12 protein-coding genes are annotated in these 12,866 nt (G+C 53.9%); 7 read left to right on the top strand and 5 right to left on the bottom strand.

Features of this window, described 5'->3' with window-relative positions; all coding sequences use genetic code 11:
• The first annotated feature begins 173 nt into the window (after positions 1–173).
• Genes LX87_RS11560 through LX87_RS11570 form a run of 3 tightly spaced genes read left to right on the top strand, consistent with a single transcriptional unit; the run spans position 174 to position 3,609 of the window.
• The gene (locus tag LX87_RS11560) at positions 174–1,610 is read left to right on the top strand and encodes a sensor histidine kinase (protein ID WP_111628406.1); all 1,437 of its coding nucleotides are present in this window, start codon (positions 174–176) and stop codon (positions 1,608–1,610) included.
• Between the two features lie 48 nt (positions 1,611–1,658).
• Positions 1,659–3,320, top strand: a complete 1,662-nt coding sequence (locus tag LX87_RS11565) for an NAD(P)/FAD-dependent oxidoreductase (RefSeq protein WP_111628407.1) — start codon at positions 1,659–1,661, stop codon at positions 3,318–3,320.
• 7 nt (positions 3,321–3,327) lie between these two features.
• On the top strand, positions 3,328–3,609 hold the full coding sequence (locus LX87_RS11570) for a UBP-type zinc finger domain-containing protein (RefSeq protein ID WP_111628408.1): 282 nt from the start codon (positions 3,328–3,330) through the stop codon (positions 3,607–3,609).
• Between the two features lie 36 nt (positions 3,610–3,645).
• Here the strand turns inward: LX87_RS11570 and LX87_RS11575 are convergent, their stop codons facing one another.
• The 3 genes from LX87_RS11575 to LX87_RS11585 are packed head-to-tail and all read right to left on the bottom strand — an operon-like array spanning position 3,646 to position 7,929.
• A complete protein-coding gene (locus LX87_RS11575; RefSeq protein WP_111629170.1) occupies positions 3,646–4,671 on the bottom strand; it encodes a glycoside hydrolase family 43 protein in 1,026 nt (341 codons plus the stop codon).
• A gap of 22 nt (positions 4,672–4,693) precedes the next feature.
• Positions 4,694–5,623 carry a D-2-hydroxyacid dehydrogenase gene (locus LX87_RS11580; protein WP_111628409.1) on the bottom strand — a complete coding sequence of 310 codons (930 nt, stop codon included), beginning with the start codon at positions 5,621–5,623 and terminating at the stop codon, positions 4,694–4,696.
• Positions 5,624–5,664: 41 nt separating this feature from the next.
• Positions 5,665–7,929 carry an FG-GAP-like repeat-containing protein gene (locus LX87_RS11585; RefSeq protein WP_111628410.1) on the bottom strand — a complete coding sequence of 755 codons (2,265 nt, stop codon included), beginning with the start codon at positions 7,927–7,929 and terminating at the stop codon, positions 5,665–5,667.
• A gap of 108 nt (positions 7,930–8,037) precedes the next feature.
• Between LX87_RS11585 and LX87_RS11590 the strand changes: the two genes are divergently transcribed.
• From LX87_RS11590 to LX87_RS11605, 4 genes are all read left to right on the top strand, one after another.
• Complete coding sequence (locus LX87_RS11590; protein ID WP_111628411.1) at positions 8,038–9,324, top strand: UDP-N-acetylmuramoyl-tripeptide--D-alanyl-D-alanine ligase; 1,287 nt, start codon at positions 8,038–8,040, stop codon at positions 9,322–9,324.
• Positions 9,325–9,396: 72 nt separating this feature from the next.
• Positions 9,397–10,053, top strand: coding sequence for an SGNH/GDSL hydrolase family protein (locus LX87_RS11595; RefSeq protein ID WP_111628412.1), 657 nt, complete (start codon positions 9,397–9,399; stop codon positions 10,051–10,053).
• A 27-nt stretch (positions 10,054–10,080) separates the two neighbouring features.
• Positions 10,081–11,085, top strand: a complete 1,005-nt coding sequence (locus tag LX87_RS11600) for a bifunctional heptose 7-phosphate kinase/heptose 1-phosphate adenyltransferase (protein ID WP_111628413.1) — start codon at positions 10,081–10,083, stop codon at positions 11,083–11,085.
• Between the two features lie 4 nt (positions 11,086–11,089).
• Complete coding sequence (locus LX87_RS11605; protein ID WP_111628414.1) at positions 11,090–11,530, top strand: GNAT family N-acetyltransferase; 441 nt, start codon at positions 11,090–11,092, stop codon at positions 11,528–11,530.
• Positions 11,531–11,542: 12 nt separating this feature from the next.
• Here LX87_RS11605 and LX87_RS11610 read toward each other — a convergent pair whose 3' ends face one another.
• Positions 11,543–11,779 carry a hypothetical protein gene (locus LX87_RS11610; RefSeq protein ID WP_111628415.1) on the bottom strand — a complete coding sequence of 79 codons (237 nt, stop codon included), beginning with the start codon at positions 11,777–11,779 and terminating at the stop codon, positions 11,543–11,545.
• Positions 11,776–12,810: a uroporphyrinogen decarboxylase gene (gene hemE / locus LX87_RS11615; protein WP_111628416.1), complete on the bottom strand. Its 1,035-nt coding sequence runs from the start codon at positions 12,808–12,810 to the stop codon at positions 11,776–11,778. The genes LX87_RS11610 and hemE overlap by 4 nt, the downstream gene beginning before the upstream one ends.
• Between the last annotated feature and the right edge of the window lie 56 nt (positions 12,811–12,866).

Here is a 12,866-nt window from a genome sequence, read left to right on the forward strand (position 1 = left end):
GGTAATAATGGCGGAACGAGATGCAGAAAAGCAGGTATGAAACGTCAGCAAAGCTTCGATTTCAGTAGCGTACAAAGGCGGTATTGCTCCTGATAAACCAGGTTTTACGATCAGATAATCATTGCAAGTAGCCGCCAATTCCTTACCTTTTGAGTTTAAAACAATTACCTTCCATGGATTGCCTGACTTCGCTGAAAAACAATCCGAATTTCCAGACCGTACCGGAAGAGCAACTCCGCTGGCTGGTAGACCGGTCTGACTGCCACGAGCATCCGGCGGGGGCCATCCTCTACAAACCCGGCGATCCCACGGATCATTTTCTGGTGGTACTGGCGGGCCGGATTCGATTTTATCTCATTCAGCAGGGGCAGCAACAGGAAATACGCATTGCGGAAGAAGGTGCGCTGGAGGGCGTCCTGCCGTTCTCGCGAATGGTTGAATCATTGGCGTGCTGGCAAACCACCGAGCCAACCACCTTGCTGAGACTGCACCGCGATCATTTTCGTGAAATGATTCAGACCCAGTTTGAACTGACGCAAATACTGGTTCATGAAATGACCTCCCGCGTACGCGAAACCACGCGTACGCTACAGCAGAACGACAAGATGATGGCCCTGGGCCGGATGTCGGCAGGTTTAGCCCACGAGTTGAACAACCCGGTTTCGGCGGTCATTCGGAGTTCGCATACCCTGAAGACCCATTTGCAGAATACCCCCCAGCGGTTCAAGGATATTATGGCGCTACAGATCACGGACGAGATGGTGGATCGGGTGAGTAATCTGTTGTTCCGCAAAGTAGCCGACCAGACGGCGGGCCAGCGCCTGACACTGATGGAGCGTAGCAACCGGGAAGATGAACTGCTCGACTGGTTCGACGACAACGGCGTATCGGATGGCGAAGATCTGACCGAGTCGCTGATTGATTTTGACATTACGACCGACGATCTGGATACGCTGCTGGGAGATGTCACGCCGGACAACCGAACCACCGTGCTGAACTGGCTGGTTAATAACCTGGTAACAGAACGGCTGGTGACCGATATTGAACAAGCTTCCAAACGCATTGCGGTCCTGGTCGAAGCCATTAAATCCTATACGCACATGGACCGCGGCACCGGCCAGGAATGCATTCACATCCGGGAAGGCATCGAGAGTACGCTGGTTTTGCTGAAACACAAACTGAAAGAAAAAAATATTCAGGTTGAACTGGCCGTTCCGGATGATTTACCGCCGATTGAAGCCTTTCCCAGCGAATTAAACCAGATCTGGACGAACCTGATCGACAACGCCATCGACGCCATGAACGATGGCGGCCATTTACAGATCACCACCGAAATTGACCACGAATTTCTGCTAACGCACATCATCGATGACGGTTCAGGCATTCCGGCAGCCAGTATCGACCACATTTTTGACCCATTTTACACCACCAAACCCATCGGTAAAGGAACGGGTCTGGGGCTGGATATTGTGCAGGGTATCATTCGGCATCACAATGGCCGAATCTACGTCGATTCCCAACCGGGCCGAACCGAGTTCAAAGTTTGTTTGCCGATTCACAACGGAGAAAGGGAAGAGCACCCGGAACAGGTTACCGAAGCAGACGAATAAGCAAACCCGTTTGCCGCTTTTTTCCCATTTTCTTTTCACACGTACCGTATGAAATCACCCATCATCATTGCCGTTGACGACGATCAGGCGGTATTGCAGGCCATCCAACGGGATTTGCGCCAGCAATACCGGAAAAATTATAAGATTCTGTCGAGTACATCCGCCAACGAAGTGCTGGAAACGCTGAACGAACTCCGCAGGAAAAACGAAGAAGTCGCCTTGTTTCTGTCGGATCAGCGCATGCCGGATATGCTGGGCGTCGATTTTCTGATCCAGGCCCGCAAGGTCTATCCGCTCGCCAAAACCGTGCTGCTGACGGCTTACTCCGACATTGAAGCCGCCATCCGTGCCATCAACGATGTGCAGCTGGATTACTACCTGAACAAACCGTGGGACCCGCCCGCCGAAAAGCTTTATCCGGTTCTGGACGAACTCCTGAACGACTGGCAGTCCAATTACCGACCTCCGTTTGAAGGGTTGAAACTCATCGGCTACCAGTTTTCGCCCCGTACCCACGAGCTAAAGGACTTTCTGGCGGGCAACCTGTTTCCGTACCAATGGCTGGATATGGAAACCAATCCGGAAGCCCGACAACTCGCTCAACTGCACCAGCTCGACGCCAAAGAACTGCCCGCCGTGGTGATGCAGGACGGCGTCGTTCTGAAACAACCCTCCATGCAGGCCGTGGGCGAAAAACTGGGCCTGCAACCCCGGGCGACCCAATCGCTTTACGACCTAGCCATTATTGGCGCGGGTCCGGCGGGACTGGCGGCTGCGGTATACGCCGGTTCGGAAGGGCTCCGGACGCTCCTGATTGATAAACGGGCACCGGGTGGTCAGGCCGGTACCAGTTCACGGATTGAGAATTACCTCGGTTTTCCGGCGGGCCTGAGCGGGTCGGAGCTAACGCGCCGGGCCATTACCCAGGCCACGCGCTTCGGCGTGGAGTTTCTGGCCCCGCAGGAAGTCGTCGCCATCAAACCGCAGGGGCAGTATAAACACATCCAGTTCAGCGATGGCAGTCAGGTCGTGACCCGGAGCATTGTACTCAGCACCGGGGTTTCGTACCACAAACTCGACTGTCCGGGTCTGGATAAACTAACCGGTGCAGGGGTTTATTACGGAGCCGCAACCACGGAAGCCTACGCGTTTAAGGACAAACCGGTTTACGTTGTCGGTGGAGGCAATTCGGCGGGTCAGGGTGCCATGTATCTTTCCCGAACGGCTTCGGAGGTGTATATTATCATCCGGCGACCCGACCTCACCGCTACCATGTCGCAGTACCTGATCGACCAGATTGAAAAAACGCCAAATATTCACCTGCTGCCCTGCACAACGGTATCCGAGGGGCTGGGTGAGTCGCACCTGGAATGCCTCGTTCTGGAAGACCTGAATACCAACGAACAGCGAAAAGTCCCCGCCAGCGCCCTGTTCATTTTCATCGGTACCAAACCGTATACCGACTGGATTGAAATGAACATCATCAAGGATGCCAAAGGCTTCATTGAAACGGGCCGCGACCTTGCCAAATACGAGGATTATAAAGAGTTCTGGAAACTCGACCGCGATCCTTACCTGCTCGAAACGTGCAGTGCCGGTATTTTTGCAGCCGGTGACGTGCGGGCCGGGGCCATGAACCGCGTAGCGTCCGCCGTGGGCGAGGGTGCCATGGCGGTTAGTTTTGTTCATAAATACCTGGCAGAAACCTAGAATTACGATGCTGAAACGAAAAAGCTGCTCCCACCTCAACGAAGTTGAACGTATTACGCTGCCCGACCAGCCAGCGGTCTGTGAAGAGTGCATTAAAACCGGTGATTCGTGGGTCCATCTGAGAACCTGCCAGACCTGCGGCAAAACGCACTGCTGCGATACGTCGCCCAACCAGCACGCTACGAAGCATTTTCACCATACCGGCCACCCGGTTATAGCCTCGGCCGAACCCGGCGAAAGCTGGCTATGGTGTTACGTCGATGAGTTGATTACACCGTACTCAGCCTGACCGATCGCGCGAACCGGCGGCTGCGTACAGCGTATGTTACTTTGGAACTTGAATGGTAACGTTCGTCGGGAGCGGCTGGCCAAACTGCGGCATTCCGTCAGCGGTCCAGGTAAACTTCTGCGCTCTGGGCGACCTTTCTCGCCCGCAGCCCTGCCCCGCTTCCGAATTGGCGTGGTACAGAATCCAGTCCTCCGTACCGTTGGGAGATTTGAAAAAAGAGTTATGCCCGGCGGCATGCGTGCCGGAAACGTTTACGGCTTTAAAAACCGGCTGCGGGGTTTTGGTCCAGTTGCTGGCGTTCATCAGGTCTTTATCACCGTCGATGTACAGCATTCCCAGCGCGTAGCTATCGGTCCAGCAACCGCTGGCAGAGAAGATTACAAACAGCCGGTTGCCGTGCTGGAGCGGCTGCGGTCCCTCGTTGACCAGTACAACGGGTTTGTCGTCGGGTCCGGGGCGCGGAATTTTACCGTCCACCTCCCAGGCGTAGGTGGGCGACGAAATTTTGACCCGCTGGCCGGTGGCCGTCCACGGGTTTTCCATCTGGCAGAGGTAAATATCCTGCTCACCGTTTTCGTCGCCCTCCCAGCCCGACCAGACGAGGTAAAGCCGACCTTTGTGTTCAAAGACAGAACCGTCGATGGCCCATTTATCGTCGGGCGTTTTGATCTGGCCTTTCATGGTCCAGGTACCGTCCAGCGGGTCGGCGGATTCATTTTCCAGCACCCACAGCCGGTGGTTCCGGTTCCGTCCGTCATCAGCCGCAAAAATCAGGTACCATTTCCCGCGAATAAAGTGGAGTTCAGGTGCCCAGATCTCTTTGGAATAAGGACCGGTTTCGGGGGGCGTCCAGACCACTTTCTTTTCGGCGGTTTTCAGGTCGGCCAGCGAACGGGTTTTCCACAACGTCAGGTTGCGGCCGGTTGTATGTGTGTAGTAATAAAAACCGTCTTTGTGAATGCTCCACGGATCGGCCCCGGACGGCAGCAACGGATTGGTCAGCGTCTGCCCGAAGCAAATCGAGGTGCAGCATATAAAAACAAACAGGAGTCCTTTTTTCATGGCAAAAAAGAGGGGCACAACATCAATATCCTTTCGACAGTTCAACCTGATTTTCCAGCGGCTGCCCGGTCCGGAACCGTTCCAGATTTTGCAGAAACAGGTCCATTTTGCCCTGATCTTCGGTAGCCTGTCCCCCGCCCGTGTGCTGGGTCAGAATCACGTTGGTCATTTCCCAGAGCGGATTGTCAATCGGTAACGGTTCCACTTCCGTCACGTCCAGCACCGCCCCGGCCAGGTGACCGCGTTGCAGGGCCTCGATCAGGGCTTTTTCGTCGGTGGTGCTGCCCCGGCCAATGTTGGCGTAAAGACTGCCGGGCTTCATGGCATTGATTAGCTCCGCCGAGAAAAACCCTTTGGCCGTACCGGGTAAGCAGTTGATCACCAGATCCGTTTCGGGCAGCGCAGCTTTTAGTTCTTCAGGCGTGTGCAGTTCGGCTTCGGGATTCGTTCGGGCCAGCATCTTCACCGCACACTGAAAACCGGTCAGCATCTGCCGCACGGCCTGCCCGATGGTGCCCGCACCCAGAATAATCACTTTTTTGTCCTTGAGCAGATGCAGTTTAAACCGCAGGGGCACACCCACCCACTTTTTCTGAGTCTGCAAAACCGCCAGTTCGTGAATATCCCGGTAAAACGCCATAATACCGGCCACAATGGTTTCGGCGCAGGGCCAGGCGAAGTAATCGCCCATATTCGTAACCGGAGCGTTCAGTTGAACAGCTTTATAAGCGTCGAACCCCGCCGAATCCAGCTGCCACCATTTTAGATTATGGCCTTCCGAAAACCAGGCCGCGGGCGGATTGCCCAACACGAAATCGGCACGCCGGAAAGCCGCAGCTTGTTCCGTCTCGGGAAGGTCTTTCTTAAAGATCACCTCAAAATCCGTCGGCAAATGCTGGCGGAAATAGGCTTTACTGGAATCGGATAAGGGAGTATTAACAAATACAATCATGCTTGGAGGGGTTTGCGGCAAAAATAATGAATCACCCGTTTCTATTTCGACAATATTACCTTCTGGTGCCGAACGGATTGGCCGTCGCGCAGCAACCGAACCAGATAAACGCCCATCGGTAAGGTGCCCAGATCAATGGTAGCCTCCGTATGGGCCTGCACCGCCTGCCGGGCTGTAACGGGTTGACCGTGCAGATTCAGAACCTGAACCTCCCCTTTATAGGACGATTTGACGCGTAGAAACCGGCTCGTCGGACTCGGAAAGACCCACGGCCTGTTCATTTCCTCTTCCTCCGTTCCCGTCACGACTACTTTTTCCGACGTATTTTTCAGGTACCGGATTCCGCCGGCGGTGGTGCCCGCCAGCACGTCAGCCAACCCGTCACCGTCCAGATCAGCGGCCGTAAGGGCCAGATTGCCGCCGGGCGTAGCGTGATCCGCCATTTTCGTTAATTCGTTGATGACCAGTGTTGAATCAAGCACCTGCATTTTGTCGGTGGGTTGAGCGGGCAGTTCGTAGAGCCTCAGGGAGCCGTCGCGGGTGCCGGTCAGGAGTTCCGGGCGTTGGTCGCCGTTCAAATCGACAATCAGGATCGAAGGGCTATTGGCGCCAGTGGCCACAGTCAATTGCCCGTAATTCTGCTGCTGTAACTCGTACCGGGGCGCGGTGGATGTGCCGGTATTGCGGTGATACTCAATGGAACCGTTCTGTTTACCAATCAGCAAATCGGTTTTTCCGTCGCGGTCCACGTCAAACCAGGTCGGCATATCAATGGTGCCCAGCCGGTCGGGTGTCGGAATTTGCTGCGCTTTGGTTATGTCAAGTTGAAAAGCCGCTCCGCGCGCTCCCTGATTCAGAATATACCGGATTTCGGGCGCACGATTGATGGAATTGCCGGTAAAAATCAGATCAAAGCTGTTATTTCCATCAATATCGGCAATAGCGAGTTTGAGGTCGGTCAACTGAAACCGTTCAGATAATTTGAGGTAATCCGTAGCTCGCAATTCGAAGGCGGGTTTGCTACGGGTTCCCACGTTTTCGAAATGCTCAATGCTGGCCCGGTATCCGTTTGCTCCCCGTATGCCCATATTACCCACCAGCAAATCCATGTCACCGTCGCCGTCGAGATCCACCAGGACCGGCGTGGCCCCTTCCCCAAAATCGATCATGTCTTCCTGAAGAAAGCTTTTGGTGACAGGCTGAAAAATAGGCTGCTGGCTGGTTCCGGCATTGCGGTAAAACCAGTTCGACGCCCGGAAGTCAATTTCATTGCTATACGTGTTCGACGAAGCCACCAGGTCCTTGATACCGTCAAAATCAAGGTCTTCGGAATACAAAGCCGGATAAATGTTAAACGATATCGGGTTGGCCGCCGGAAAGCTGTTGGTCGCACGTGTAAACACGGCGGCTGCTCCGTTGCCACCGACGTTGGGCAGCAGCGAAACGTGGGGGCAGGTGACGTGGGCGGTTAGCAGATCTTTTTTTCCATCGCCGTCCACATCGAGCAGCAGCATGGAATTTCCGTTGTGCATCTCCCGTGCGCTCGAATGCCCGCCCTCGATTGGGGCACTGTTGCCGACGTACACGCAGTCAAGTCCAAACGAAAATTCGTCACAGTCATCGTCGCTTTTGAAACCGCCCCAGCAAAAACCGATGCGTTTAAAATCCAGGCCGTTCGGATCATTTTTCCGTTCGACGCTCATGTTCTGGTACAGGTTGGCCGTTCCGCCGTTGATGTCGTAGGTCAGAATATCAATATCACCGTCGCCGTCCGCATCCAGAATAGCCGGAATATCCACCGAATTGATGTACAGATTCAGCGTTCCCGAAAGCCCTTCGTGATACACCGGATCGGCAATGGTTTTCCAGGACAGACGGCCATTCGAGCCGGTATTTTTCAGAATCCGCAGCCCGCCATTGGCGTGCGTAAACAGATCTTTTTTTCCGTCGTGGTCGTAATCGACCAGCAACATCCAGGTGCTGTAGGTAATCGTCGGGAATTGTTCTTCGTACTGGGGCGCATACTGCCAGCCGTATTTCCCGCTGGTCTGTCGGGTCGCCAGAAACGTCATAATCCGGTTGGTCTGCCGGTCGTAAATGACCAGATCCGGGATGGTGTCTGTATCCAGATGAATGGTCGAGTACTGGGCTCCGTTGAGGCCGCCCGCCCACGGGTTGCGCAGGGTACGGCCCGCCATGTTGACCGTCGCCTGGGAGTCGTACCGAAACGAGAAGGAACCGGTCGGGGTCTGGGTCTGCGCCCGTTGAAGAATCAGAAAACAAAGTATGGTAAACAGCTTTTTCATGTAACTTTGGCCAAATTAACTGCCCGTCATCAGGCCAATCAGGCCCCGTGTCGTCCGGTTAATGGATAACGAACAGATTCATAACGTTGGTTTACTCGCTGCCGGAAAATGGTTATTTCCATTCCTGACTTATACGATCGTTACCGCGAATGCGCGGGTGTTTCGACCGATACCCGTAAAATTACAGAAGGCTGTCTGTATGTCGCGCTCAAGGGTGACAAGTTCGACGGAAATTTATTTGCCAATGATGCGCTCGAAAAAGGAGCGCGTTACGCCGTCGTTGATAACCCCGACGTGGCTACGGACAGCCGGTATTTACTGGTTGACGACGGACTGACGGCCTTGCAGGAACTGGCCCGCTACCACCGCAGCACATTGACCATTCCCGTCATCGGCCTGACGGGCTCCAACGGCAAAACCACCACCAAGGAACTGATTCTGAACGTTCTGTCAAAAAAATACCGTACCTACGCAACCCAAGGCAACCTCAACAACCACATTGGCGTTCCGCTGACGTTGCTGGCAATTGACAACCAGTACGAAATGGCGGTGGTGGAAATGGGCGCCAATCATCAGGGCGAAATCCGGCTGCTGTGTTCGATTGCCCAGCCTACCCACGGGTTGATTACCAACGTTGGAAAGGCGCACCTAGAAGGCTTTGGCGGTATTGAGGGCGTCCGGAAAGGCAAAGGCGAGCTGTTTGATTTTCTGGCCCAAACGGGCGGCACGGTTTTCGTCAACGCCCAGAGCGAGGTGCTGGTAGAGATGCAGAAAGAACGGCTTTTCCGCGAAGCCATTTTTTATCAACTGAAAGATCAGTACGAAATTATTGCCGACAACCCGGTGGTGGTTTTCAGGGATGAAGCCAAACAGGTGATTCGTACGCATCTGACCGGTCGTTATAATTTTGACAACATCGCGGCTGCCCTCTGCATCGGCAAGTTTTTCGGCGTTCCGGCCCCGGATGCCAACGAAGCCGTGGCCGCCTATAACCCAACCAACAACCGGTCGCAGATCATTCAAAAAGGCAGCAACACCATTCTGATGGACGCCTACAACGCCAACCCAAGTTCGATGGCGGCCGCCATTCAGAACTTCATGAAGCTGGAAGCAGACCGGAAAGTGGTCATTTTGGGCGACATGTACGAGTTGGGCGACGAAAGTCCCGCCGAACACGCGGCTCTGGGCGAACTGATTGCGCAAGGCCGGTTTGACACCGTTATTCTGGCCGGGCAGGATATGCGTTACGCGCTGGCTTCGCTGCCCAAAGCGTACTACTTCCCCGATAAATTTTCGTTACACAACTGGATCATGGACCACCCGTTTGAAAACACGGCTATTCTGATTAAAGGCTCCCGCGGTATGGGCCTCGAATCGGTTGTGCAGTTTCTGTGATCCCTGCAACCCACGGTTTTACTGGCTTTACTAACTTATATCCTAACTCAGCCCAATCGCCTACCACTTCCCATGAAAAAACTTTCGTTTCTTTTGCTGCTTACCACCGCCCTCCATTTCGTTGCCATTGCCCAGCAAGCCGTTCCGTACGAAAATGAAATTAAAGCGTTTGAGGAGCAGGACAAAACAACTCCTCCCCCGAAAAATGCTATTCTTTTTACAGGAAGTTCGTCCATCAAACTCTGGCAAAGCCTCAAAACCGACTTTCCCGACAAAGTTGTTCTTAACCGGGGCTTCGGCGGTTCCAAACTCACCGATGTTATCCATTTTGCCGACCGCGCCATCATTCCCTACAAGCCCAAACAGATTATCATCTACGTGGGCGAAAACGACGTGGCCACCGGTACCGTAACGGCTCAGGAAGTACACGACCGCTTTGTTACGCTGTTTACCAAAATCCGGAAATCACTGCCTAAAACGCCGATTGTTTTTATTTCGATGAAGCCGAGTCCGTCGCGCCGGAAGTACCTGCCGATTACGATAGAGGCAAACAAACTGATTAAAGATTACCTGGCAAAACAGTCGCGGGCGGACTATCTGGATATTTATACGCCGATGCTCGATGCCACCGGACAAATCCGGGGTGAACTGTTTCGGGCCGATAGCCTGCACATGAACCCCAAAGGATACGAAGTCTGGACCGAAAAGCTTAAACCGCTGTTAAAATAGACGGTTTCTACAAAAACTTTATTTCATATGACCCAAACGGTCAATCCCACATCGATTCAAGAAATTTTTGAAGCGTTCAATTCGCTCCGCGTGCTGATTATTGGCGACGTTATGCTCGATTCCTACGTCTGGGGCCGGGTTGAGCGGATTTCGCCGGAAGCACCGGTGCCCGTCGTAACCGTCCAACGGCGGGAAGTGCGGCTGGGCGGGGCCGGTAATGTCATCCTAAACGTTCAGGCACTGGGGGCCGAAGCCATTGTTTGTTCCGTAATCGGTACCGACGAACCCGGCGACCGGCTGGTGGGCCAACTGGAAGGTCGGGGCCTTAACTGCGACGGTCTGATCCGGAGCAGTTCGCGCATTACCACCATCAAGGAGCGGATCATGGCCGGTTCGCAGCAGGTGGTCCGGGTGGATACCGAAACCGATAAGTATATTACCGATCAGGAACGTAACCTTCTCATTGATAAAGCGAAGGAGTTGATTCCGACGTGTCAGGCCGTTATTTTTCAGGACTACGACAAAGGCGTTCTGAGTCCGGAGGCCATTGCCGACATTACGGCTTTCGCCAACGAGCAGGGCGTGCCGACGGTAGTTGATCCAAAAAAACGCAACTTTCTGGCTTACCACCACACTACGCTTTTCAAACCCAATCTGAAAGAACTGAAAGAAGGGCTCAAAATTGATTTTGATGTTACTCAGGCCGGAGCCCTCCAGGACGCTATTGACCAGTTAAAATCCCGGTTGAACATTCAGGGTGCCTTGATTACCCTTTCAGAACGGGGCGTTTTCATTGATTTTCAGGGCGAGACCCACCGTTGCCCGGCGCACATCCGGCAGATTTCCGACGTATCGGGTGCGGGCGATACGGTTATCAGTGTGGCGGCCTGTTGCGTCGCCCTCGGTTTGCCGCCCCGCTTCATTGCCGGTTTGTCGAACCTCGCGGGGGGGCTGGTCTGCGAGTCGCTCGGTGTGGTTCCCATTGATAAACAGCGGCTGGAAGCGGAAGCCGTTGAGAAAAAACTGCTGTAAGAGTATGGAAGTACAACGAGGCCGCTACACCATTTCAACCGATCCGGCCCGGCTCCAGTTCGACGTTATTCACGACTTTCTGGCCAATCAATCGTACTGGGCCACCGGCATCAGCCGCGAAACCCTGCAAAAACAGATCGACAATTCGACGCTACATTTTGGCCTGTACGACGGCGACCGGCAGATTGGCTACGCACAAGTGCTTACCAACTATACCTCGTTTGCTTACCTCGGCAACGTATTTGTGCTCGAAGAATACCGAGGGCAGGGGTTGTCGAAATGGCTCATGGCAACCATCATGAGCCATCCCGACCTACAGGTGATTCGGCGCTGGCTGCTGGCCACCCGCGACGCCCACGGCCTTTACCGGCAATTCGGTTTTACGGAACTCGCCAAACCGGAAACCATTATGGAAAAATTCGACGACAGTGCCATTCGGCAATAAGCGTACTACCGGTTACAACGCCCGCGCCCGGCTCTCTTTAATGTAATCGTCGGTATAGGCCTTGCCCCGGTTGTTGTGGTGCCGCCAGACGACTTTATAATTTGAGATTACCGCAACGGGCTGAATCTCTTTTGTTTTCAGTCCATTTTCCAGAAACTGAATCGCTTCTTCCGGCGTATCGAAATACTGAATTTCCGCTTCGGAATGCCGATTAAATATCGCTTCCACTTTTTTGGCCGAATTGCTCATACCGAATACTCTTTGACGGTTTGAATAAAGTATTTTACCTTCTCCGGGTCCGTATCCGGGTACACGCCGTGGCCCAGATTGGCGATATACCGCTGTGTTCCGAAGGCTTGCAACATCTTCTTTACTTCGGCTTTGACCTGGTCATAATCGGCGTACAGCACGCACGGATCAAGGTTGCCCTGCAACGTTTTGCCGGGAATCAACTGCCGCGATTCGGCGGCATCCATGTTCCAGTCGAGCCCTACCACCGAGCAATTCAGCTGCCCGATTTCCTGCCGGGCAAAGAAGGCGCCCTTGGCAAAAACCGTAATCGGCACACCCGTCGCTTCCGCGACAGCATCGCAAATCTGTTTGATGTACGGCAGGGAAAAGGTGCGGTATTGATCGGGCGACAGGATTCCGGCCCAGGAATCGAAAATCTGCACCAGATCGACCCCGGCGCGGACCTGCGCTTTCAGGTATTCGATGGTACTATCCGTAATTTTCTGAAGTAATGCGTGCGAAAACGCGGGATCGGCGTAGAGCAGTTTTTTAGCAATGGAGAACGTTTTTGAACCCCGCCCCTCGGTCATGTAGCAGAAAATCGTGAACGGCGCTCCGGCAAAACCAATCAGCGGCACCCGACCGTTCAGTTCTTTCTTCACGATTTTGATAGCTTCCAGCACGTAGGCCAGATCGCTCTCGGCATCGGCGACTTTGATGCGCTCCAACTCCTGCGGATTTCGAACGGTTTTGGGAAATACCGGCCCCCGCTGCTCGACCATTTCGTAGGGCAGACCCATCGCTTCCGGCACTACCAGAATATCGGAGAAAATAATGGCCGCATCCACACCGAGAATATCAACGGGTTGAATGGTTACTTCGGCGGCCAGTTCCGGCGTGGTCGCCAGTTTAATAAAACTACCGGCCTTCTCGCGCACGGCCCGGTATTCGGCCAGAATCCGCCCGGCCTGCCGCATCAGCCAGATCGGAACACGTTCTACGTTTTCGCCACGGGCCGCCCGCAGCAACAGGTCATTTTGTAAAGTCATGCTGCAAAGATAATACCGTCTGAACTGGGATTACACAGATTGAAGGATTAACTACG

The sequence above is a fragment of the Larkinella arboricola genome (genome assembly GCF_003259745.1).
Lineage (GTDB): Bacteria > Bacteroidota > Bacteroidia > Cytophagales > Spirosomataceae > Larkinella > Larkinella arboricola.